Genomic DNA, 23,359 nt, shown 5'->3' with positions numbered 1-23,359 from the left:
GGCCGGGAGACTGCACGCATGCTTACGGGCATTCACGGGGTCTGGTCCGCTGAGAGAAAACGTTCGATGAGGCCGATCTGCTCGGGCGTGTTCAGCGCCGGTGCATGGCCGCAGCCGGGGATGAGTGCGACGGCCGCACGCGGGCCGCGCTCGCGCATGGCCTGGGCGGTCTCGGCGGTCAGCAGCGTCGAGTCTTCGCCGCGCAGGCAGAGCACGGGCAGGTCGAGCTGGTCCCAGGCGCTCCACAGCCCGTAGTCGTCGGGATGGTGGTCGAACTGGTCGGCCATGGCGGGGTCGTAGTGGGTCGTCACGCGGCCGTCGGGCAGGCGGCGCAGCGAGGTCTCGGTCAGGTGGCGCCACTGCGCATCGGCCAGGTGGCCGAAGCTCGCATAGATCTCGCGGAAATAGGTCTCCAGCTCGCTGACGGTGGCAAAGCTCGGCGGCTGGCCGGCATAGCTCTTGATGCGTGCCAGGGCCGGCGCCGCCAGCTCGGGGCCGTTGTCGTTCAGCACCAGGCGCTTGATGCGTCCGCGCAGGCGGGTGGCCGCACCCAGGGTGCCGATGGCGCCGCCCATGGAGGTGCCCACCCAATGCACCTTGGTCAGGCCGAGCTGGTCCATCAGCGCCTCGGCCTGCTCGACATAGAAGGCCAGGCAGTACTCGCGCGCCGGGTCGACGGCCCATTGCGACAGGCCGCGGCCCAGGGTGTCGGGGCAAACCACATGCCAGCGCGGGCTCAGGGCCGCGGCGAAGTCGTCGAAGTCGCGGCCGCTGCGAGCCAGGCCATGCCAGGCGACGACAGTGGGCGTGCGCGGGTCACCCCATTCGGTGATGTGGATCTCGCGACCCAGGCAGTTCAGGTAGCGCGATCTCATCTTTTTGCTCCCCTCGCGCGTGTCCATGCCGCCAGCCTCAGCCGCCCGACGATGCCGCCGGGGAAGTGGTAGACCGCCAGCACGAAGAGCAGGCCCAGCCACAGCAGCCAGCGGTCGGGAGACACGAGGGTGCTGAGCACGGGCACGCCTTCCACCAGCGAGCCGGCGCCCTTGAGCAGGGCCTGCAGATAGTTCTGCGCGACGATGAAGAGGACGCTGCCGATGACGGCGCCGTAGATGGAGCCCATGCCGCCGATGACGACGATGAGCAGCAGGTCCAGCATGATCTCCATGCTCATGGCCGTCTCGGGTCCGGTGTAGCGCAGCCACAGGGCCAGCAGGGCGCCGCCGCAGCAGGCCAGCAGGGCCGCGATGACATTGGCGCCGGTGCGGTAGACGACGGTGCGGTAGCCGATGGCCTCGGCCCTGAACTCGTTCTCGCGGATGGCCTGCAGCACGCGGCCGAAGGGCGAGTTGACGATGCGCAGCAGCAGGGCGATGAGAAGCGCGACGGCGACGAAGAGCAGGTAATAGGTCAGCAGCCGGCCGTCCAGCATGACGCCGAGGACGGGCTCTTCCATGAACTCCGTCGAGGGCCGCAGCGCTGAAGGCAGCTGGAAGTTCAGGCCGTCCTCGCCGCCGGTCAGGTCGCTCATCTGCGAGCACAGCGTCATGAAGGCCGAGGCCACGGCCAGCGTGATCATGGCGAAGAAGATGGCCTTCACGCGCAGGCTGGCCAGGCCCATGGCCAGGGCCAGCACGGCGCTGAGCGCCAGGGCGGCGATGAAGCCGATGCCCAGCGACGTCCAGTCCGACCCCAGCCTTGTTGATGCGATGGCGATGCCATAGGCGCCGATGCCAACGAACATCGTGTGCGCAAAGCTGACGATGCCGGTATAGCCCAGCAGCAGGTCGTAGCTGGCCACCAGCAGGATGAAGACCAGGATCTTGGCCGCGACGTTCAGCGCCTGCGTGCCCGGGAAGATGAAGGGCGCGCCGAGCAGGCCGAGGAAGCAGGCAATCAGCAGCGCGCCGAGGATGCGGCTGCGCGGCAGGTCGTGGGAGAGCAGCGTGCGGATCATTTCGCGCCCACCGGATACAGGCCCTGCGGGCGCCAGAGAAGAATGGCGACCATCAGCCCGATGTTGGAGAACAGCGCCGCTTTCGGAGCGATGAAGCCGACATAGTTGGCGACCAGGCCGACGAGCAGCGCGCCGATGAGGCAGCCCACCGTCGAGCCCAGGCCGCCGATGATGATGACGATGAAGAGCAGCAGGTTGACCTGGGCGCCGATCTGCGGCGTGACGCCCTGCTGCACCAGGCCCCAGAGCACGCCGCCCAGGCCCGCCAGCGCGGCACCCGCGACGAAGACGCCGACGAAGAGACGGCGCACGCGATAGCCCAGGGCTTCGACCATCTCGCGGTCCTGCACGCCGGCGCGGATCAGCAGGCCGATCTTGGTGCGGTTCAGCACCAGCAGCAGGCCGACGAGGACCACCAGGCCGATGAGCATGGACAGCACGCGGAACTTCTCGACCGCGACGTCGCCGAACAGGAAGATGCCGCGCAGCGCATCGGGCAGGGGCAGCGGGATCAGCTGCGCGCCCCAGCTGGCCTTGATCAGCTCCTCGCCAATGATCATGCCGCCCATGGTGATGAGGATCTGCTTCAGGTGCTGGCCGTAGACCGGCCTGACGAGCACGCGCTCGAAGACGACGCCGACGGCAGCGGCGATGGCCATGCCGGCGAGGCAGGCGGCTGCGAGAGCCGTCAGGTTGGGGAGGACATCGGGGCTGCTGGCCCAAGGGGCCATAGCGGCGAGCACGGTGGTGGCCATGAAGGCGCCGAGAGCGATGAAGACGCCGTGGCCGAAGTTGAGGACGTCCATCAGGCCGAAGACCAGGGTCAGGCCGGAGGCGATGACAAAGATGATCAGGCCCATGGCGATGCCGGCCAGGGTGAGGTTGAGCCAGGTGCTGAGGCTGCCGGTGAGGGGCAGGGCTAGAAGCATGATTGCCGCCAGCAATGCCAGGGGTCGTGGATCGAGTTTCATGTGCTCGCTACTTCTGCGTTTGCGGCAAGTGCGGTGCCGGGAGTCCCGCCCGGCGGCGGGGTAATTTCTTCTGCGGGGCCAGAAGAAAGTCACCAAAGAAGAGGCCCTGAACCGCACACGAGCGGGTTGACTCCATCAACGGCGCGCGAAAGCGTCCACCGGCATTTCGACCAGAAGCGAACCGCTGCGCTCCCGCGTCTGACTTGTCACGAGACCGCGCGATCGCATCACCTGCCCGTCCGACGCGCGGCTGCACGCCGTGCTCATCAAAACAGCCCAATGCAGAGTCGCTCGGGCGACTCGTCGAGCCGATGGCGCGCTTCATTGATGCGCCCCCAACGACAACCCCAGCAAGCTTTGCTGCAGCGCCGCGTCCTCGATCAACTCTCGCATCGCCCCGCGATGCACGATCTTTCCGTCATCCATCACCGCCACCTGGTCGCCCAGCTCGGCGGCGACGCGGAAGTTCTGCTCGACGAGCAGCACCGTCGTCTGTGAAGTGTTCTTCAGCTCGCGCAGCGCCGTGATGAGGTTCTGAACGATGGCCGGCGCCAGCCCCTTGCTCGGCTCGTCGATGACCAGCAACTCACGCGGCTCGATCATGGCGCGGGCAATCGCCAGCATTTGCTTCTGGCCACCCGAGAGCTTGCCCGCCGGATGCGTCCAGAACGTCTTCAGCGCGGGGAAGAGCCTGAACAGCCAATCGAGCCGCGCCGCATCCAGGTCCGCCAGCCGCTTGGCCGAGCGCGCCGCGAGCAGCAGGTTCTCCGCCACGCTCAGCTCGCCGAAGATACCCATGGTCTCGGGCACATAGGCGATGCCTTTCGACGCGATATCGGGTGTGGCCAGCTTGGTGATGTCCTGGCCCTTGAAGTTCACCGTGCCGGAACTCGCCGTCCACAGCCCCATCAGCGTGCGCAGCGTGCTGGTCTTGCCGGCGCCATTGCGGCCCAGCAGCATGGTGACCTGGCCGGCGGGTACCTCGAGGTCGACGCCGTGCAGGATGTGATACGCCCCGACGTGGGTGTGGACACCCTTGAGTTCGAGCAGGTTCATGCTGCGACTCCGAGGTAAGCCTCTTGCACGATGGGCGAGGCGATGACCGTTGCCGGGTCGCCGTCGGCCACCAGCTTGCCCTGGTGCAGCACGATGATGCGGTCGGCCAGTTCGCGCACGACGTCCATCTTGTGTTCGACCAGCAGCAAGGTGTGCTTCTTCTCGGCCTTCAGCGCGCGGATCAGGTCCAGCACCACGGGCACCTCGTCCACGCTCATGCCGGCCGTCGGCTCATCGAAGAGATAGACCTTGGGATCCAGCGCGATCAGCATCGCGACCTCGAGCTTGCGCTGATCGCCATGCGGCAGGCTGGCCGCGAGGTCGTCGGCGCGCGAGGCCAGGCGCACGCGTTCGAGGATGGCTCGCGCCTCGGCTATCAGCTCCTTGTGCGACAGCCACACCGACAACAGCTTGAGCCCCTTGCGATGCCGGGCCTGCACGGCCAGGCGCACGTTCTCCAGCACGGTCAGATGGGCGAAGAGCTGGGTCAGCTGGAAGGCCCGGCCCAGGCCGCGGCGCGTACGCACGGGCGCGGGCTGGCCGGTCAGGTTCTCACCATCCAGCCAGACCTCGCCGCTGCTTGCGGGCAACTGGCCCGAGATCAGGTTGAAGTAGGTCGTCTTGCCGGCGCCATTGGGGCCGACGATGGCTGTCAGCGTGCCGGGCTGGAAGGCGCAGGACACGCTGTCGACGGCCACATGGCCGCCGAAGCGGATGGTGAGGTTCTTGGTTTCGAGCACTGCGGGGCCGTAGTGAATTGCTCAGCGGCTGCCGTGGAACCGGCTTTGCCGGGCCACTGGCGGCGCCCCCTTGAGGGGGCCGACGAAGTCGGTAGGGGGTGGGCCGTCCTCAGCGCTTGTTGCGGATCGGCACCTGCATCTCTTCCGGCTTGATCTCGCGCACCAACTCAGGCACGCCCCAGGGGAAGGCGGGGTCGACCTTGATGCGGAAGTGGTACATGGACTGCATGGCCTGGTGGTCTTCGGCGCGGAAGGTCATCTTGCCCTTGGGCGTCTCGAAGCTCATGCCTTCCATGGTCTTGATGAGCTTGTTGGTGGCCGTGTCGCCATTGGTCTTCTTCAGCGCCTCGACGAGGGCGATGGCGGCGCTCATCCCGCCGGCCGTGAAGAAGTCGGGCGGGTTCTTGAACTGCTTGTAGTGGTTGGCCACCAGCCACTCGTTGACCGGGTTCTTCGGGATGCCGAAGTAGTAGTAGGTCGCGCCTTCCATGCCGGGGAACTGCTTGTAGGCCGTCATGGCCGGCAGGATGTTGCCGCCCGAGCCGACGGCGATGCCGTAGCGCTTTTGCAGGTCCAGCGCGGCCAGCGCACCGAAGGGCGGCGTGGCGCCGGCCCACACGACGGCGATGACCTTGGGACCTGGCTTGTCCTTCAGCGCGTCCACCAGGCGCTGGATGCCGGCGGTGAAGTCGGTCGTCGCCGTGGGCAGGTATTCCTCGTGGACGATCTTGGCCTTCTTCAGCGCTTCCTTGTAGGCCTTCACGGCGTCGCGGCCGAAGGCGTAGTCCTGGGCCAGGATGCCGATGTTCAGGCCGGCGATGTCGGAGGCGACGGCGTTGCCGATGGCGTCTTGAGAAGAGTTGCGGCCGGTGCGGAAGATGTATTTGTTCCACTTGTCGCCGGTGATGGAGTCGGCCACGGCGGGCTCCACCAGCAGGATCTTCTTGTACTCCTCGGCCACCGGCAGCATGGCCAGGGCCACGCCGCTGGACGAGGGGCCGACGGCGATGTCGGCCTTGTCGTCGCCATAGGCCGCGGCCAGCAGGCTCTTGCCCACGTCGGGCTTGCCCTGGTCGTCCTTCTCGATGACGACCAGCTTCTTGCCGGCGACGGTCATGGTGCCGCCGGTGGCGTAGTCCAGGCCCATCATGAAGCCGGTCTGCGTCTGCTTGCCATAGGCCTCCAGCGGGCCGGTCTTGCTGTAGACGTGGGCGATGCGGATTTCGTTGCCGGCGGCCAGGGTCAGGCCGGGCAGGGCGACCGCAAAGGTGGCGGCGGCGAGGGCGAAGCGGCGCGTGGTGAGGCGCATGGGGCTTGTCTCCTGAAGTTCGGGCCTGCTCTGTCGGCAGACGGTGTCTTCCCTTTTTGCAAGGGCCGTGCCCGGCGGGGAAGGGGCGCCGGGGCGGTTTTTCGTCCGGGTTGTCCCGAGGTTTCGGGCCGTTAGGAACCGTGGGAGTGTCCGAAATTCAGGCGCTGTCCGAACGCTGGACGGATGATGCTCAATCGATGGGGAGTTTGGCGCACTCGGCGGCCGTGATCGGCTTGATCGAAAAGGCGACCCGGCGCATCACCTCCATCGCCTCTTCTTCGGGGCCGGTGAAGCGCGCGACCACCATCCCGACGGTGTCGGCGCCGAGCAGTGCCGACATCAGATACATCGATGCGTTCGCGTCAGGCACCGTGTATCTCCACAGGCGGACGGTCCGAAGGTGGCGATCGTCGTCGGCCTTGAGATCACGGAATCCGAAGTCGGTGATCTGGGCCTTCGTGACCAGGGTGCGCACATAGTCCTGCTCGTAGCGCGCCTGCGCATCCAGCGTCTGCTCTTCGCCCGGGCCGCGGACGAAAGCAGCGAAATTCTTGCGGTCGACTCTTTGCAACTGGAACTCGTTGCCGTCGACGATGTAGAGCGCATGCCCCGGGATGCGCTGCTTGTCCATCTGGAAGGATTTGCCCGGGATGAAGAGCCTGAACGACAGGTCGCCGATCAACTGATACAGGTGATAACCGCTGCGGTCCTTGGTGTCAAAGACCAGCGCTCCCCCCTTGTCCGGGCAGCCGGCTTGAGCCGGCAAGGCCAGTGCCAAGGCACTGGCGCTCGCCGCCAGCCGCACCAGGACGCTTTCAAGCATCGCTGGCCTTCTCAAGCTCAGGCCACCTGGCCAGCCTCTCATACAGCGACGCCCGCGAGATCTGCAGCAGCCGGGCGGCGGCCATGCGGTTGCCACCCGTGGCCTGCAGCGCACGGGCAATCGCATCGCGCTCCAGCGCCTCGATCAGTTCGGGCAGCGGCGCGACGGCTTGCGATGTCGTGACGCTTGGCGCCACAGGCTGAGGAGCCGGCGCCACCGCAGCGGCCGCCGGCGCCACCGCCCCGCCCTGGAAATGCGCCGCCGTCAGCTGCATGTCGTCGCTCATCAGGCTGACCTGCTCGAGCGTGTTGCGCAGCTCGCGGATATTGCCGGGCCAGGGCTGCTGCATCAGCCATTCGATAGCGTCGGGGCTCAGCAGCTTCTGCGGCATGCCGCTGCGGCGGGCGATGTCTTCGCCCAGGGCCTCGGCCAGGGCCTCGATGTCGTCCAGGCGCTCGCGCAGGGCGGGCACGCGGATGGGCAAGACATTGAGTCGGTAGTAGAGGTCGGCGCGGAACTGCCCGGCGGCAACCATGGCGGCCAGGTCGCGGCTGGTGGCGGCAATCACGCGCACATCCACGCGCATGACCGTGTTGGACCCCAGCGGCTCGACCTCCTGCTCCTGCAGCACGCGCAGCAGCTTGCTTTGGAGGGCCAGCGGCATGTCGCCGATCTCGTCGAGGAACAGCGTGCCGCCATCGGCCAGCTTGAACTTGCCATCGCGGCCCTTGCGATCGGCGCCGGTGTAGGCGCCGGGCGCGACGCCGAAGAACTCCGCCTCCAGCAGGGTCTCGGGCACGGCGGCGATGTTGACGCCCACCAGCGGCCGGTGCGCGCGGCGCGAGGCGGAGTGGATGGCATGGGCCATCAGCTCCTTGCCTGTGCCAGTCTCGCCGAGCAGCAGCACGGTGGAGTCGGTCTGCGCCACGCGGCGGGCCTGGCGCTTCACCTCCAGGGCGGCCGGGCTGGCGCCGATGAAGCTGGCGATCGTGTACTTGGGCCGGCGCTGGGCGGCCAGCTGGCGGCGCGTGTCTTCCAGCTCCTGCTGCAGGCGCGCGAACTTTTGTATCAGCGGCTGCATCGTGGTCTCGGGGTGGTCGAGAAGCACGAGTCCGAGCGCTCCGATGACTTCGCCGTCGTCGTTGCGCAAGGGCAGCCGGCTGACCAGGAAGGTGCCGGCCTTGTTGGTCAGCAGGTCGACGAGGACCGGCTTGCCGTTCTCCAGCACCTGCAGCATCTGGGTGTTGGGGACGACATCCTCCACCCGCTTGCCGACGAACTCGTGTTCGTCGTTGAAGCCCAGGGCCGGCAGGAAGCGCTTGTAGCCCTCGCTGATCCAGACGACGCGGTGGTTGCGGTCGATGACCATCATCCCTTCCGTCGACCGGGCCAGCACGTCGAACATGGACTGGGCGGCCAGGCGCAGCAGGCCGTCGACGTCCTGGGGGATGTCGACGGCCGCGGGTGTCTGGTTTTTGGACAGGGGCATGACGGCGGGAATGTAGCGCGGCAGGGCGCGGATTTGGGCGGTCATGCGGGTGATGCTGCTTGGTGGTGAGTGTGGTTGCCGGGAGGTCGCCGGCGTGAGGCAGACACGCCTCGCTACTCCTGCGTCTTGCCGAATGTGGTGCCGGGATGCGCGCCCGGCGGCGCGGTAACTTTCTTCTGCGGGGCCAGAAGAAAGTCACCAAAGAAGAGGCCCTGAACTGCACTCTGGCGAGATGACGCCAACAGCGGCGCGCGAAAACACTCAGCGTCATGCTGGGCCGAAGCGACCCGCTGCGCTCTCGCGTCTGACTTGTCATCAGCAGCGCTCATTGCTGCATCTCACCTGTTAACGCGCGGCTGCACGCCGTGCTCACGAGCAAAGACCAATGCAGCGTCGCTCGGGCGACGCTGCTGTTCGGTATTTCCTGATGAGCCCGGCGTGCAGCCGGCGTTAAGCGGCGTGAAGGGGCGATGGATGGTGCTCGTCATAGGGACAGCAGCGAGAGCGCAGCGGGTCGCGTCTTCCCGGAACACAGGCGAACGTTTTCCCGCGCCGTTCATCGCGGCGCCGCACTCGTGTGCGGTTCAGCGCCTCTTCTTTGGTGACTTTCTTCTGGCGCCGCAGAAGAAAGTTACCCGGCCGCCGGGACGGACTCCCGGCAATGCATCGAGCAGCCGCGCTCTCCCCGAAAGCAACCCGCGAAGCCAGCATCAGAACTTCAACGTCCCCCCGATCGTGAACGTCCTCGGCGGCCCATAGAACGCATCCAGCACACCCAAGGCCGCGATGTTGTAGCCGTCCGTCTTGTAGGCCTTGTTGGTCAGGTTGCTGCCCTGCAGGAAGAAGCTCAGCTTGGCGTCCCGCTCCCAGATCAGGCCGGCGTTGACCAGCGTGTAGGCGTCCTGGGCCAGGGCCTCGGACAGATCCGTCGTCGGATAGACCTTGCTGCGGTGGGTCAGCCCCAGGCGCGAACGCAGGGTCCCGCCGGCCAGCTTCATGTTGTGCTCGATGTTGAGGCCGGCCTGGAACTTGGGCGTGTTGGTGAACTTCTTCTGGTCGGCCACGTTGACGCCGCGGTCGATGTACTCGTCGTACTTGGCGTCCAGCGCGGCCAGGTTGCCGCTGATGCGCCAGGCGGTCGTCGGCATCCACAGGACCTCGAGCTCGGCGCCCTGCACTGTCGCCTTGCCGGCGTTGGTGAAGTCGCCGAAGAAGCCGGGCTGGCCATTGGCCTGGGTGTAGCTGGTGAACACCGACAGCTGCACGTTCTTGTACTTGTTGTGGAAGAGGGCGGTGTTCAGCTCCAGGCGGCCATCGTCCAGGATCATCTTGGCGCCCAGCTCCAGCGAGTCGAGCTTCTCGTCGGCGAAGGGCCGGCCCGAGGAAGGGAAGGCCACGGTGTTGGCGCGGATGTTGTAGCCGCCGCTCTTGAAGCCGCGCGAGGCCGTCGTGTAGAGCTTGATTTCCTTGCTGGCCCTGTACTCCAGCGACAGACGCGGCGAGGTGTTGCTGACCTTCAGGCTGTTGTCGAAATTGGCCGGCACGGCGATGGGGGTGCCGCTGAACTGGTCGTTGGCGAAGGCCTGGTTCAGCACGACGGCGCGCTTGGTCTCCTGGGTGTAGCGCAGGCCGGTGCTGACGCTGAAGGCCGGGCTCAGGCGCCAGCTCCAGTCGCCGAAGACGGCCTTGCCTTCGGTGTAGACCAGGCCGTTGGTGGTGCCGAAGCTCAGGTTGAAGAAGTTGTTGCGCACCGTGCCGCCGGCGCGGCCGTCGAACCAGTAGACACCGACAACGCCGGAGTGGTTCTGGCCTTCGTAGATGGCCTGCAGCTCGTGGCTGGTCGAGCTGTCGTGGTATTCGGCCCGCACGTCGGCGATCTTGTTGGGCAGGCCGTCGAAGTCGATGGAGGTGTTGGTGTCAGACGCGCGATGGGCGCCGATGTACTTCAGGCTCCAGGCGTCGCTGACGCCCCAGTTCAGCGTCAGCGATTCGCCCTCGCTCTTGGTGCCGTTGGCATTGGGCATGCCCGAGGCGATGTCGTAGCGGCCCGTGGTGGGCGGTGTCTTGGCGGGGTCGGACGGGTTGACGATGAGGCGCTGGAAGCCGCGCATGTGCGAGGCGTCGTGGGTGCGGTCCACCGAGACTTGGGCGTTGAAGCTCGAGCCGGTCGGGAACCAGCCCATGGACACGCGGCCGCTGATCGTCGACTGGTCGCTGACGGGGCTGCCATCGGTCAGGTTCTTGCCGTAGCCGTCGCGGTTCAGGCTGGCGCCAGCGACGCGAAAGCGGAACTGGCCATCGTTCACCGCCGTGCCGACGCCGCCCTTGGCCGTCACCTGGCCGTAGTTGCCGACGGCCAGCGTCACCGAGCCCTCGGTCGCTTGAGGCAGGGGCTTGGAGACGTACTTCACCGCGCCGCCGATGGTGTTCTTGCCGTAGAGCGTGCCCTGGGGGCCGCGCAGCACTTCGACGCGCTGCACGTCGTACACATCGAGCAGGGCGCCCTGGGGCCGGGCGATGTAGACGTCGTCGAAGTAGATGCCGACGCCCGGGTCCACGCCCCACAGCGGGTCGGCCTGGCCGACGCCGCGGATGAAGGTGGTGATAGTGGTGTTGCTGCCGCGGGCGGCATAGATGGTCAGGTTGGGCACCTGGCCCTGCAGGTCGCCGAGATCCTTGATGGCCAGCTTGTCCAGCTGCTCGGCCGTCAGCGCCGTGACGGCCACCGGCACGTCCTGCAGCGACTCCTCGCGCTTGCGCGCCGTGACCTTGACGACGTCCAGCGTCGTCACCGTGGGTTCGGCGGCCGGCGCGGTCTGCGCGCCGGCGGGAAGCACGGCGCCACCGAGGGCGGCGAGGATGGCGAAATGCAAAGGCGAACGCGCGAGGTGGCGTCGGGGCATGGCTTGTCTCCTGGTTGTCGTGTGTTTGAGCCAGGTGCCAAAGCGCAAAAGCCATGCCCGCGCCAACTCGGGGCAAGTCACAGGCAAACCCTTGCGAGCTAACCCGCGGTTTTGCCGTCTGCTGGTGCGACGCTGTCTGGAAGCCAGTCATTCGGCGCTGCGGTGTCTGTCTTGAAAACAGACAACACCCCTGGGGGCTGCAAGGCCGCCGAGCCGCCGATATGCTGCGCCGCTTCCCCCTTCCCCCGGAGACGACCGATGTTCAAACGCCTGCTTCCCGCCGCCCTCGCGCTCGCCTTCAGTGCCACCACGGCCCTCGCCGCCGGCCCGCAGCTCAAGGGCCAGGCGCCCGGCTGGTACCGCCTGCAGCTCGGCGACTTCGAGGTCACCGCGCTGAACGACGGCACCCTGGACCTGACGGTCGACAAGCTGCTGCAGCAGCCGGCGCCGAACACCGCCCGCGCCCTGCAGCACGCCTATCTCGGCGTGCCGCTGGAGACCTCGGTCAATGCCTATCTCGTCAACACCGGCTCCAAGATCGTGCTGGTGGACACGGGTGCCGCCAGCCTGTTCGGCCCGACGCTGGGCCGCCTGCTGATCAGCCTGAAGGCCTCGGGCTACACGCCGGAGCAGGTCGACGAGATCGTCATCACCCACATGCACGGCGACCACATCGGCGGCGCCTCCAGCGCCACCTTCCCGAACGCGACGCTGCGCATCGACAAGCGCGACAGCGACCACTGGCTGGCACCCGAGCAGGTCAACAAGGGCGAGGGCGGCAAGGCCATCGCGGCCCTGGTCAAGGGCTTCGCCGACGGCGGGCGCTTCAAGCCCTTCGAGGGCAGCACGGGCGGTGTCGAGATCGTGCCGGGCTTCAAGGCCTTCCCGGCCTATGGCCACACCCCCGGCCACAGCAACTACGTCGCCGAAAGCAAGGGCCAGAAGATGATGTTCTGGGGCGACCTGATGCACGTTGCCGCCGTGCAGTTCGCCGAGCCCGGCGTGACCATCCAGTTCGACAGCGACCCCAAGGCCGCCGCGCCCGCCCGCGAGAAGGCCTATGCCGCCGCCGCCAAGGACGGCTACTACGTCGCCGTGACGCATGTGAGCTTCCCCGGCATTGGCAAGCTGCGCGCCGACGGCAAGGGCTATGACTGGCTGCCGGTCAACTATTCGGCGAATCGTTGAGCCCCTCGCCCAATCCCGCACGCTGAACGCGGCGGGCTTGGTCGGTCCCCCGAGGGGGCGGCGATGCATGCGGCGTTGAGCCGCATGCACATCGCCAGAGCGGGCCGGCTTGGCGAACTGAAGTCGGACACAAACAGACCCTGCGGACTGTTTGTGCCTACGGAAGGCCATGAGCCTCTGGCTCATGGCAGGCCCGGCGCTCGGCCCGAAAACCGTGTTCAGGCCCCCAGCAGTTCGCCAATCGGCTGCAGGCCGTCGACCCGGTCGCACACCGCCTTGACGCTGGCCAGGATGGGCACGCCCAGCAGCAGGCCCCACAGCCCCCACAGCCAGCCGAAGGCCAGCACGCCGATGAAGACGACGACCGGGTTCATGCGGCTGCTGCGGCTGCTCAGGTAGGGCATCAGCAGGTTGCCGGACAAGGTGTGCACACCCAGCGAGATGCCCGCCACCAGCACGGCCATGTCGACGCTGCCGAACTGCACGAAGCTCATCAGGCCGGCGCTGGCCGTCAGCACGGCCGCGCCGATATAGGGGATGAAGTCGCCGACGAAGGCCACCACGCCCCAGACGGCCGCGTGTTCCATGCCCACGGCCAGGAAGGCCAGCCAGATGGTCAGGCCCACCACGGCGCTGGTGAAGACCTGCACCAGCAGATAGCGCTGGATCTGGTCGCCGATCTCGTCCAGGGTCTGGACCGTCAGGCGCCGCTTGGCGAAATTGGGACCGGCCAGGTGCACCAGCTTGCGCCGGAAGGTGTCGCCCGCCGCCAGCAGGAAGAAGGCGACGAAGACCACCACCGTGGCCTGGCCCAGCGTGGCCAGCAGGCCCACCGTGCCCGTCCACAGATAGTCGTGCAGGTTGAAGCGCGGCCTCTCGACGATGACGCGGGTGACGCCGCGCGGCGCTGCGGTCGGCGCTCCTGCTTCCGCGGCCTGCTCCAGCTGCAGGGCGGCCTTCTGAACCTGGGCCAGGGCGCCGCTGGCGCCAGGCCGGTTGGCGGCGATGGCGGCCTTGACCTTCTCCGTGGCGGCCGGCAGCGACTCCAGCAGCTTGCTGGCGTCGTCGGAGAGGGCATAGGCCGTCCAGCCGACGCTGCCCACCAGGCCGGCCAGCACCATGCCGGCGGCCAGGGCCCGCGGCAGGCGCAAGCGCTGCAGGCAGCCGACCAGCGGGGCCAGCGCATAGCTCAGCATCAGGCCCAGCAGCACTGGCACGACCAGGGCACCGGCGGCATGCAGGGCGAACAGCACCGCCACCACCGAGAGCACCGCCAGGGACAGGCTGCGCACGTCCACCGGCATGTGCAGGTGCAGCGGCTCGCTGACGGGCAGAACCGGGTCGAGGCTGGGGGGATTGGCGCTCATGACAGCAGCGTACGCGCTGTTACACCCGGCGGCACGGCGCCTTGAGCGCGTCACGGCGCCGTCCGACAGGGGAGGGTTGTGGCCGCCGACAAGCCGCCCGGTCGCCCCGGGTCGACGCTGGGGCATGCGCCTTTTCACCCACCAGTTCGCGCGCCAGACTGCCCGTGTGCTGCACAGCCCCTGGGGTTTTGCATGGCAGACGCTGAAGGCCTTCCGCGCCAACCAGGGCCTGCTGCTGGCCGGCGCGGTGGCCTATTACGCGCTGCTTTCCATCGTGCCGCTGCTCATCCTGAGCGTCATCGCGCTGTCGCACTGGGTCGAGCAGGCCCAGCTGCTGCAGACCGTGGGCCGCTACCTGGAGTGGCTGGTGCCGGGGCAGTCGGCCGCCGTGGTGGCCGAGCTGGCGCGCTTCCTGGCACATCGCGAGGTGATGGGCTGGGTTCTGCTGGTCAGCATGCTGTTCTTCAGCTCGCTCGCCTTCTCGGTGCTGGAGAGCGCGATGCGGGTGATCTTCCACCACCGCCACAAGCTGCGGCGCCGCCACGCGCTGATGTCGGCCTTGATCCCCTATGTCTACATCCTCTGCCTGAGTCTGGGCCTGCTGCTGGTGACCCTGGTGGCCGGCCGCTTCCAGGCGCTGGGTGAGCGCGAGGTGGAGTTCCTGGGCCTGAGCTGGTCGCTGGACGGCGTGTCGGGCGTCATGCTCTACCTGCTCGGCTTTGCCGGCGAGGTCTTCGTGCTGGCTTCGGTCTACATGGTCATGCCCGTGGGCCGGCTGTCCCTGCCGCTGGCCCTGGTGGGAGCGCTGGCCGCGGCGCTGCTGTGGGAGCTGTCGCGCCGCGTGCTGGTCTGGTATTTCGGCACGCTGTCGCAGATCGGCACGGTCTACGGCTCGCTGACAACGGCCATCGCCGTGCTGCTGAGCCTGGAGATCGGCGCCACGCTGCTGCTGCTGGGCGCCCAGGTCATTGCGGAGTTCGAGCGGCTGGACGACTCCTGATCATCCTGGCGATCGTGCTCAGGTTGATCACCGCGATGACGATCTCCAGCGCCGTGCCGCCGATGGAGCCGACGATGAGGTTGTTGGCGATCCACAGCCCCGTGCCGCACAGCATCAGCAGCCGCATGGCGATGCCCTCCAGCGTGAACAGGGCGATGGTGCCCAGGCAGGAGGCGCCCAGCGGCAGCCAGTCGCTCGGCTTCTCGGCCAGGCCCCAGCCGAAGCCGATGTTGGCGGCGATGACGCCAACCGCCACCCAGCGGGAGCGCGTGACCAGCGACAGCAGCGAGCGCAGCATGGACAGCGACGAGCTCGCCACGGCCGTCGGGTTGCCGAGCAGCGCGAAATGGGCGATGTAGGCCACGCACTCGCCCGTCATGAACCACTTGAAGCGGCGGTCGTCGGTCTGCAGGAAGCAGGCGACGCCGAGCACGAAGGCGAGATAGCCCAGCAATTGGGCGGGCGAGAACCAGTCGGTGGCGAACATGCGGGTGGAGGCGGGCGCTCCCGAGAACTAGGGGGGCTGGGCGTGAGGCCCGCGATTGTCCCGCCGACGCTGGAGAAGCCGCCCTTCGCGCGGCGGCGAGGCGCATTCCGCCCGGTTATGCGGCCCGCTCGAATTGGCAGCGGCCTCCAGGACTAACCCGCTGACGCGTGCACAGCGGTGTTGCGGACCATGCGCCCGCCCCAGCTCCGCGACCGTGTCGCCACCGCCATGAAACTGCCAAACAACAAGCTGACCGCCGCCTTGGCCCTGACGGCCTGTCTGATCGCAGCCCCGGCCGGCGCCGCGCTGCAGCCGCGCGCCAACGGCACGATGGTCTACGACACCGTCACCAACCTGACCTGGATCACCGATGCCGGCCTGGGCGGCCTGCGCACCCAGGCCGATGCGGTCTCCTGGGCCGAGTCCCTGAGCTTCGGCGGCGCCGACGACTGGCATCTGCCTCGCGTCGTGCCGGTCAACGGCCTGGCGCTGCAGCTGGACTATGCCGACGACGGCAGCACCGATGTCGGCATCAACAACGCCGGCCTCAATTCCCAGCTCGGCCACCTCTACTACGCCAGCCTGGGCAACACGGCCTCGGGCCTGGCGCAGACCGGCCCCTTCACCGGCCTGGCCGACCCGAACAACGCCGTCGGTCCGGTGTTCTGGACAGCCACTGCCAGCGAGCCTGGCTGGGGCCTGGCCTTCTTCATGGGCATGGGGCTGCAGGACCAGCTCGCCACCGACACCCTGGCCCAGGCCTGGGCCGTGCGCGTGGGCGACGTGGCCGCCGTGCCCGAACCCGGCAGCGTCGCGCTGATGCTGGCCGGTCTGCTGGCCATCGCGGTTCGCCGCCGCTCTGCCTGAGGAGACGGATATGAAGCGACTCCTCATCACCGTCTGCCTCGCTCTCGCCGGCGCCGCCCAGGCCGCCTACACGCCGACGGCCAACGACTGGGCCTGCACCAACAAGGTCGGCGGTACCTGGACCCATGGCCGTGCGCCCTCGGGCTGCGACGCCAATGCCTTCGGCCCCGACAGCTTCGTGCGCGGCAACTATGCCGGCGTCATCTTCAGCGACGCCTCGGCCAGCCTCGTCGACGAGCGCAAGCGCTATATGCAGGCCATGTACCCGGTCATCCGCGACGCCAGCGACCGCTACCTGCGCTCGCGCAAGCCGGGCGTCTCGGCGCGCGAGCTGGAGGCCTTCCAGCGCGGCACCTACGCGACGCTGCGCCAGGAGACCTTCTGGTCCCATTACCGCGATGCGCAGACCGCTGCCGGCCAGCCCTGGATGCTGAAGATGATGCGCGGCGACAGCGGCCATGGCCACGGCATGATGCAGGTCGACGACCGCTATCACTTCGTGCAGCTCCAGCAGGGCAAGGGCTGGAACATGATGCAGAACTTCACCTACGCCATCGACATCTATTACGCGGCGTGGGAGAGCGCGCCCGCCTCCTGCCTGGGCGGCGTCACGGCGCCGACCGGCACCCCGGCCCAGATCGACGAGTACTGGCGCAGCCGCGCGCGCTCGGCCTGGTCGGCCTACAACGGCGGCCCGACCAAGGTCTGCCGCTGGCAGAACACGGCCGACGTCAATGTCGCCAAGGACAACGGCTACCGCGACAACTACGACGCGCGGCTGTGGCTGTCCGACGTGGCCGACCTCGGCAAGGCCGCCGGCATCGACGTGGCCTGCCTGATGGACGATGGCCCGCAATGCCCCGTGCCGGTGGGCGGCAGCGTCGAGGCCGGCAAGCTGCTGCAGGTGGGCAACGCGGCCTGCGTGCTCAATGGCGGCACGCTGGAATGCGTGGACGATGTGCGCGACGCCGCCTGCCTGGCCGGCCGCGCCGCCTTTGACGAGAGCAGCATCGTGCAGGTCTATGTGGCGCAGACGGCGAGCTTCGCCCGCATCGACCACAACCGCCACCAGCTCTGCCGCGCCCAGGTGCCCGGCCTGCAGTCCCTGGCCAGCGCCATCGCGACGCTGCAGCCGCTGGCGCTGCGCTCGGCGCCGGGCGGCATGGTGCTGGGCCAGGCGGCAGCGGGCAGCTACCAGGTGCTGGACTTCATGGTCAGCGGTGCGCAGCAGCAGAAGCGCCTGTACCGCATCCGTGCCGACATCGGCGGCGTGCTGACCGACGGCTGGATCGACGCCGGGGACGCGGCCACGCATGCCGGCATCGCCGTCGGCGCGGCGCCCACGGGCGCGGGGGCCATCGCCTACGCGGGCGACTGGGTCAAGGTCGTGCCCAACCTCAACATGCGGGCCACGCCGGGCGGCACCCTGCTGATCGCCATCCCGGCCAACACCGCCGTGCAGGTCAAGGAGGTGTTTGGCACGGCCTCGGCCAACAACCTCTACTACCGCGTCGAGTACCTGCACAACGACAACGTGCTGCGCGAGGGCTGGATCTTTGCCGGCAACCTCTATCCCGCGTCGACGCTGGCGAGCTGGGCGGTGCCCACCGTTGCACCCTCAGCGCAAAGGCACGCGCACTGCCCCAATGGCACGCGCTATGACCACCACTCGCGCCAGTGCATGAGCAACAGCCAGGCCTATGGCCCCTTCACGATGGCCTCGGCGCAGGCCTGCGTGGACGGTGGCGGTGGCGCCGTCTGCACGGCCAACCGCGCGACCGTCGTCGACGGCGTGGCCCTGGCCCTGCCGATCTGGAGCAAGGCCCTCGCGGCGGCCGCCACCGGCAACGGCGACTGCCCACGCGGCGCGGCGCGCTCGATGGCGCATCGCTTCCATTGCACGGAGGCGGTCGCGCGCAATGGCGTGGCCGAGACCGATGTCTACGGGCCTTTCGGCACGGGCCTGGTCAATGCCTGCCTGGCACGCGCCGGCAACGCGGCCTACTGCCGCACCAACCGCTGGCCCGCCAGCGCCTTCCTCGCCTTGCAGCCCTGAGCCATGAAGCCCAGGGTCTTGCTGATCGCTGCACTGGCCGCCGTTGGCGGAGGCCTGTGGTGGTTGGAGGGCAGCGAAGCCTTGCCCGCCGCTGCCACAACCCCGGTGGCACCGCGGTCCTTGCAGCCCGTGGCCGCCGCCACAGCCGCGCCCACCGCCGCGCCTGTGGCCGTGACCGCTGTCCAACCCGCCGCCGTGGCTTCGCTGAACATCGCGCCGCCTGCCCAGGCCCTGCGCACGCTGACGCAGTGCCATGCCGCCGACAGCTGTCGTCTGACGCGTGGCGAAGGCATGGACGAGCATTTCGAGGTGGTGCGCCTGCTGCTCGAACAGCTGGAGCGCCTGGCCGCCCATGGCAGTCCGGCCGAGCAGGCCTCCTGGGCGCGTGAGCTGCTGGCCTTCCCCGACGGCCATGTGCAGGCCGCGGCGCTGGCCCTCGCGGCCCGGCTGCCGCCCTCGGCCGAGACCGTCGCCGCCGCCGTGTCGGCCCTCGGCAAGAGCTATGACGCGGTGCTGCTGGGCAAGGCCTATCCGGTGCTGCAGCAGTGGCAGCAGCTGGGGCTGAGCAGCGGCTTTGACGACATGTTCGTCGGCCTGGTGCACACCGGCGGCTGGCAGGCTGCGCAGTCGGTGGCCGACCACATCCGGCCTTTCCTGAATGCGGGCAATGTGGCCCGCTTCGAGCAGGTGGCTGCCCAGTTGCAGCCTGGCGCCCGCCAGCAGTCGCTGCAGCGGGCGCTGCGCGACTACGAGCTGCAGCGCCGCGGCGGTTGAACTGTTGACAAATCAACAGTGTGCTGTTGGCCGCGCAACAGGCTGCTGAGAACTCAACACCTCGCCCGGGCGCCAGAAACGCGACAGGATCGGTGCCGTCTTCATAGGAGAAATGCTCCCGCGCCGGGACCTTGGACGAGCCCGGCACGGCGCTTGCGATGAGAGCACCTGACATGACAGGTCAGGCCCTCTCTCCCATGCTTGTTTCTCCTACCCGCGCCGACGTACCGCTGCACCACGGCCCCGCCGCCGTGCGGCTGTACAGCCGCATCCGCGAGGACATCCGCGCCCGCATCGTCAGCGGCGCCTGGCAGCCGCACGACCGCCTGCCGTCCGAGAGCGAGCTGATGGGCCTGTATGGCGTCAGCCGCATCACCGTGCGCCAGGCGCTCTCCGACCTGCAGAAGGAGCGCGTCATCTTCAAGGTGGCGGGCAAGGGCAGCTTCGTGTCGCCCACCAAGCCCTTCCAGGAGCTGGGCCGCCTGCAGGGCTTCGCCGAGGCCATGGGCGCGCTGGGCCACGACACCTACAACCGCGTGCTGGCCGTGAGCACGGTGCCCGCGACTGAAGAAGTCGCCCAGCGCCTCCTGCTCACGGCCGGCGAGCTCGTCACCGAGATCCGCCGTGTGCGCCATGTCGAGGCCCAGCCCGTGTCGCTGGACCTGACCTGGCTGCCCCTCGCCCTGGGCCAGCGCGTCGCCCGCGAGGACCTCGCTGTGCGCGACATCTTCGGCATCCTCGAAGCCGACTGCGCCGCGCCACTCGGCCATGCCGATCTCGTCATCGATGCGTTGCTGGCCGATGCCGAACAGGCCGCGCTCCTGGGCGTGGAGCGCGGCACGCCGCTGCTGCATATCGAACGCCTGACCCATGGCGCCGACGGCCGGCCGCTCGACTACGAGCACCTGTACTGCCGCGCCGACAACTTCCAGTACCGGCTGCGCCTGCAACGCAGCCCGCATCTCAAATGAACACCATAGAAACCGAAGTCGACGTCCTCGTCATCGGCGGCGGCACCGCCGGCCCGATGGCGGCCGTCAAGGCCAAGCAGGCCAACCCCCATCTGCGCGTGCTGCTGCTGGAGAAGGCCAACGTCAAGCGCAGCGGCGCCATCAGCATGGGCATGGACGGCCTCAACAACGCCGTGCTGCCCGGCCACGCCACACCCGAGCAGTACGTCCGCGAGATCACCGTTGCCAACGACGGCATCGTCAACCAGAAGGCCGTCATGGCCTATGCGGCCAACAGCCACGCCATGGTGGAGGAGCTGGACCGCTGGGGCGTCAAGTTCGAGAAGGACGAGACCGGTGACTACGCCGTCAAGAAGGTCCACCACATGGGCAGCTACGTGCTGCCGATGCCGGAAGGCCACGACATCAAGAAGGTGCTCTACCGCCAGCTCAAGCGCACGCGCGTCGAGATCACCAACCGCCTTGTCGCCACGCGCCTGCTGACGCACGAAGGTCGCATCGCCGGTGCGATGGCCTTTGACTGCCGCACGGCCGACTTCCATGTCATCCGCGCCAAGTCTGTCGTGCTGAGCTGCGGCGCCGCCGGGCGCCTGGGTCTGCCGGCCAGTGGCTATCTGTTCGGCACCTACGAGAACCCCACCAATGCGGGCGATGGCTACTCCATGGCCTATCACGCAGGGGCCGAGCTGTCGGGCATCGAGTGCTTCCAGATCAATCCGTTGATCAAGGACTACAACGGCCCCGCCTGTGCGTATGTGACCGGCCCCTTCGGCGGCTACACCACCAACGCCCAGGGCCAGCGCTTCATCGAGTGCGACTACTGGTCGGGCCAGATGATGTGGGAGTTCTACCGCGAGCTGCAGGGGGGCAACGGCCCGGTGTTCCTGAAGCTGGACCATCTGGCCGAGGAAACGATCAGCCAGATCGAGACCATCCTGCACACCAACGAGAGGCCCAGCCGCGGGCGCTTCCATGCCGGTCGCGGCACGGACTACCGCGAGCGCATGGTGGAGATGCACATCTCCGAGATCGGCCTGTGCAGCGGCCACTCGGCCTCGGGCGTGTGGGTCAACGAGCACGCGCAGACGACGGTGGCCGGCCTGCACGCCGCCGGCGACATGGCCAGCGTGCCGCACAACTACATGCTGGGCGCCTTCGTCTACGGCAAGCTGGCGGGAGAGAGCAGCGCCAGGTTCTGCGCCGAGCACGACTTCGCGCCGGTGGATGCCGGCCAGGTCGAGGCCGAGCGTGCCCGTGTTCAGGCCCCGCTGCTGCGTGAGAACGGCCTGCCGCCCAACCAGGTCGAGTTCAAGCTGCGCCGCATGGTCAACGACTACCTGCAGCCGCCCAAGGTCACCAAGAAGATGGAGCTGGGCCTGGAGCGCTTCGAGGGCATCCGCGAAGACCTGAACCTGCTGCAGGCGCGCGATCCGCACGAGCTCATGCGGGCCATGGAAGTGCACTTCATCCGCGACTGCGCCGAGATGGCGGCGCGCGCCTCCCTCTTCCGCACCGAGAGCCGCTGGGGCCTGTACCACGCACGGGTCGATTACCCGGAGCGCAACGACGCCGACTGGATGGTCCACGCGCAGTTGCACAAGGGCGCGGACGGTCGCATGGCCTGCTTCAAGCGCGCCATCGAGCCCTACATCGTGCCCATCGCCCAGGCCGACAGCTCGGCCTACGCCCGGCTGCGCATCCCGGCCGAAGCCGTCGCGGCCTGAGAGGACTTCCATGACCACCATGACCATTCCCATCCGCCCTCAGGCGCTGACGCCCACCCAGGTGCCGGTCACCGTCGACGCCGACAAATGCATCGCCCACAAGGGCTGCACCGTCTGCGTGGATGTCTGCCCGCTGGACGTGCTGGCCATCGACCTCAGCAAGGGCGCGGCCTACATGAAATTCGACGAGTGCTGGTACTGCATGCCCTGCGAGAAGGACTGCCCCACGGGCGCCGTCCACGTCGAGATCCCCTATCTGCTGCGCTGACCTCCACCACCCTCATGAAAAAACTGACCCTCCTTGCCCTGTCCCTGGCCTTCACCGGCATCGTCAATGCCGAGACCATCCGCGTCGCCATCGGCACCCAGGACACGACGATCAACTGCGCCACCGGCGGCCTGTTGATCCGCGAACTCAAGCTGCTGGAGAAATACCTGCCCAAGGACGGCAAGTACAAGGGCGTCACCTACGACATCCAGTGGAAGAACTTCACCTCCGGCGCGCCGCTGACCAACGAGATGGTGGCCGACAAGCTGGACATCGGCTCCATGGCCGATTTCCCCGGCTCCAACAACGGTGCCGCCTTTTTGAAGGCCGGCAAGGCCAGCCTCTTCCTGACCGTGCTGTCGGGCAGCACGCTGGGCAGCGGCAACGGCGTCGTCGTGCCCAAGCAGTCCACCATCACGTCGCTGTCCGAGCTGAAGGGCCGCACCATCTCCGTCCCCTTCGCGTCGACCGCCCACGGCATGCTGCTGCGCGCCGTCGCGTCGCAGGGCTGGGATCCGCAGAAGGACGTCAACATCATCACGCAGGCCCCCGAAGTGGCAGGCCCCGCGCTGCAGGCCAACAAGATCGAGGCGCACGCCGACTTCGTGCCCTTCGTCGAACTCTTCGAGCACCGCGGCATCGCGCGCAAGATCTACGACGGTGCCCAGGCCAATGCGCCGACGTATCACGGCTCGCTGGTGGCCGCCGACTACGCGAAGAAGTACCCCGAGATCGTCGTCGCCTTCCTGCGCGCCGCGCTGGAGGCCGACAAGCTGATCACCGCCGAGCCCGAGAAGTACAGCGAGCTGATCGAGAAGGTCACCGGCATCGAGGCCGCGGTGAACTATCTCTATCACGGGCCTTTGGGCCTGCAGACCCGCGACAACACCTGGAAGCCTGAATACCGCAAGGCCCTGGCCACGTCCATCGAGACGCTGAAGCTGATGGGTCGTGAGTCGCCGCTGAAGGCCGAGACCTTTGTCGACGACCAGTACATCCGCGCCGCTTTCAAGGCGTCGGGGCAAGACTACGAAGCCAAGCTGAAGAACTACGACAAGCTGGCGCTGAAGGCCAATGACGCCGTCACCGGCAAGCCCATCACCGACTTCCAGCGCGTCGCCGGCATCTGGCTGGTGGGCGAGCCCAGGGTGCGCCACTACGCCACCATCGAGGGCGCCCTGGCCGACCTGCGCAAGCTGGAAGCCGAGGGCAAGAAGCCCCGGGGCGTCTATGTGCATGACCTCGTGCATCGCATCAAGCTGCTGGCGGCCAACGCCTCCTTCGTGGCCGACGCCAACGGCCAGCTGAGCGCCTTCCTGCAGAAGGACGCAGCCAACGCGTACGCGGCAGCGGTGAAGGGCAAGGCGCTGGACTTCGCCGGCGCGCAGGCGACTGCCAAGGCGCGGTGA

Annotated in this window: 21 protein-coding genes; 9 read left to right on the top strand and 12 right to left on the bottom strand. The window is 68.0% G+C overall.

Features of this window, described 5'->3' with window-relative positions:
* Positions 1 to 32: 32 nt before the first annotated feature.
* From AC07OY_RS11725 to AC07OY_RS11680, 10 genes are all read right to left on the bottom strand, one after another.
* Positions 33 to 875, bottom strand: a complete 843-nt coding sequence (locus tag AC07OY_RS11725) for an alpha/beta fold hydrolase (protein WP_495042752.1) — start codon at positions 873 to 875, stop codon at positions 33 to 35.
* Positions 872 to 1,957, bottom strand: coding sequence for a branched-chain amino acid ABC transporter permease (locus tag AC07OY_RS11720; protein ID WP_495042751.1), 1,086 nt, complete (start codon positions 1,955 to 1,957; stop codon positions 872 to 874). The genes AC07OY_RS11725 and AC07OY_RS11720 overlap by 4 nt, the downstream gene beginning before the upstream one ends.
* The gene (locus tag AC07OY_RS11715) at positions 1,954 to 2,928 is read right to left on the bottom strand and encodes a branched-chain amino acid ABC transporter permease (protein ID WP_495042750.1); all 975 of its coding nucleotides are present in this window, start codon (positions 2,926 to 2,928) and stop codon (positions 1,954 to 1,956) included. The genes AC07OY_RS11720 and AC07OY_RS11715 overlap by 4 nt, the downstream gene beginning before the upstream one ends.
* A 321-nt stretch (positions 2,929 to 3,249) precedes the next feature.
* Positions 3,250 to 3,984, bottom strand: a complete 735-nt coding sequence (locus AC07OY_RS11710) for an ABC transporter ATP-binding protein (RefSeq protein WP_495042749.1) — start codon at positions 3,982 to 3,984, stop codon at positions 3,250 to 3,252.
* On the bottom strand, positions 3,981 to 4,724 hold the full coding sequence (locus tag AC07OY_RS11705) for an ABC transporter ATP-binding protein (RefSeq protein WP_495042748.1): 744 nt from the start codon (positions 4,722 to 4,724) through the stop codon (positions 3,981 to 3,983). The genes AC07OY_RS11710 and AC07OY_RS11705 overlap by 4 nt, the downstream gene beginning before the upstream one ends.
* 109 nt (positions 4,725 to 4,833) lie before the next feature.
* Positions 4,834 to 6,033, bottom strand: coding sequence for a substrate-binding domain-containing protein (locus AC07OY_RS11700; protein ID WP_495042747.1), 1,200 nt, complete (start codon positions 6,031 to 6,033; stop codon positions 4,834 to 4,836).
* 190 nt (positions 6,034 to 6,223) lie between these two features.
* On the bottom strand, positions 6,224 to 6,856 hold the full coding sequence (locus AC07OY_RS11695; protein ID WP_495042746.1) for a hypothetical protein: 633 nt from the start codon (positions 6,854 to 6,856) through the stop codon (positions 6,224 to 6,226).
* A complete protein-coding gene (locus tag AC07OY_RS11690) occupies positions 6,849 to 8,345 on the bottom strand; it encodes a sigma-54 interaction domain-containing protein (RefSeq protein ID WP_495043523.1) in 1,497 nt (498 codons plus the stop codon). The genes AC07OY_RS11695 and AC07OY_RS11690 overlap by 8 nt, the downstream gene beginning before the upstream one ends.
* 113 nt (positions 8,346 to 8,458) lie before the next feature.
* Complete coding sequence (locus AC07OY_RS11685; RefSeq protein WP_495042745.1) at positions 8,459 to 8,674, bottom strand: hypothetical protein; 216 nt, start codon at positions 8,672 to 8,674, stop codon at positions 8,459 to 8,461.
* Positions 8,675 to 9,055: 381 nt separating this feature from the next.
* Positions 9,056 to 11,248: a TonB-dependent receptor gene (locus AC07OY_RS11680; RefSeq protein ID WP_495042744.1), complete on the bottom strand. Its 2,193-nt coding sequence runs from the start codon at positions 11,246 to 11,248 to the stop codon at positions 9,056 to 9,058.
* Between the two features lie 258 nt (positions 11,249 to 11,506).
* Between AC07OY_RS11680 and AC07OY_RS11675 the strand changes: the two genes are divergently transcribed.
* Entirely contained in the window at positions 11,507 to 12,436 is a 930-nt protein-coding gene (locus AC07OY_RS11675) for an MBL fold metallo-hydrolase (RefSeq protein WP_495042743.1), read from the top strand.
* Between the two features lie 218 nt (positions 12,437 to 12,654).
* Here the strand turns inward: AC07OY_RS11675 and AC07OY_RS11670 are convergent, their stop codons facing one another.
* Positions 12,655 to 13,803: an AI-2E family transporter gene (locus tag AC07OY_RS11670; protein WP_495042742.1), complete on the bottom strand. Its 1,149-nt coding sequence runs from the start codon at positions 13,801 to 13,803 to the stop codon at positions 12,655 to 12,657.
* Between the two features lie 124 nt (positions 13,804 to 13,927).
* Between AC07OY_RS11670 and AC07OY_RS11665 the strand changes: the two genes are divergently transcribed.
* Complete coding sequence (locus AC07OY_RS11665) at positions 13,928 to 14,803, top strand: YihY/virulence factor BrkB family protein (protein WP_495042741.1); 876 nt, start codon at positions 13,928 to 13,930, stop codon at positions 14,801 to 14,803.
* On the opposite strand, the gene AC07OY_RS11660 is transcribed toward AC07OY_RS11665, so the two are convergent.
* On the bottom strand, positions 14,769 to 15,290 hold the full coding sequence (locus AC07OY_RS11660) for a YgjV family protein (protein WP_495042740.1): 522 nt from the start codon (positions 15,288 to 15,290) through the stop codon (positions 14,769 to 14,771). The genes AC07OY_RS11665 and AC07OY_RS11660 overlap by 35 nt on opposite strands.
* 228 nt (positions 15,291 to 15,518) lie before the next feature.
* Here AC07OY_RS11660 and AC07OY_RS11655 point away from each other — a divergent pair, with 228 nt between their 5' ends.
* The 7 genes from AC07OY_RS11655 (at position 15,519) to AC07OY_RS11625 (ending at position 23,359) form a co-directional block, all read left to right on the top strand.
* On the top strand, positions 15,519 to 16,157 hold the full coding sequence (locus tag AC07OY_RS11655; protein WP_495042739.1) for a PEP-CTERM sorting domain-containing protein: 639 nt from the start codon (positions 15,519 to 15,521) through the stop codon (positions 16,155 to 16,157).
* A gap of 10 nt (positions 16,158 to 16,167) precedes the next feature.
* Entirely contained in the window at positions 16,168 to 18,213 is a 2,046-nt protein-coding gene (locus tag AC07OY_RS11650; RefSeq protein ID WP_495042738.1) for a hypothetical protein, read from the top strand.
* Between the two features lie 3 nt (positions 18,214 to 18,216).
* Positions 18,217 to 18,987 (top strand): hypothetical protein, encoded by a 771-nt coding sequence (locus tag AC07OY_RS11645; RefSeq protein WP_495042737.1) that lies wholly within the window; start codon positions 18,217 to 18,219, stop codon positions 18,985 to 18,987.
* Positions 18,988 to 19,184: 197 nt separating this feature from the next.
* On the top strand, positions 19,185 to 19,958 hold the full coding sequence (locus AC07OY_RS11640; RefSeq protein WP_495042736.1) for a GntR family transcriptional regulator: 774 nt from the start codon (positions 19,185 to 19,187) through the stop codon (positions 19,956 to 19,958).
* Positions 19,955 to 21,682, top strand: a complete 1,728-nt coding sequence (locus AC07OY_RS11635) for a fumarate reductase/succinate dehydrogenase flavoprotein subunit (RefSeq protein WP_495042735.1) — start codon at positions 19,955 to 19,957, stop codon at positions 21,680 to 21,682. The genes AC07OY_RS11640 and AC07OY_RS11635 overlap by 4 nt, the downstream gene beginning before the upstream one ends.
* Positions 21,683 to 21,692: 10 nt before the next feature.
* Positions 21,693 to 21,950, top strand: coding sequence for a 4Fe-4S dicluster domain-containing protein (locus AC07OY_RS11630; RefSeq protein WP_495042734.1), 258 nt, complete (start codon positions 21,693 to 21,695; stop codon positions 21,948 to 21,950).
* Positions 21,951 to 21,964: 14 nt separating this feature from the next.
* Positions 21,965 to 23,359 (top strand): ABC transporter substrate-binding protein, encoded by a 1,395-nt coding sequence (locus AC07OY_RS11625; protein ID WP_495042733.1) that lies wholly within the window; start codon positions 21,965 to 21,967, stop codon positions 23,357 to 23,359.

This window comes from Roseateles sp. GW821-FHT09H10 (assembly GCF_059415865.1).
The sequence above is the reverse complement of the archived record's forward strand: the minus strand, read 5'-3'. Positions and strand labels throughout refer to the sequence as shown.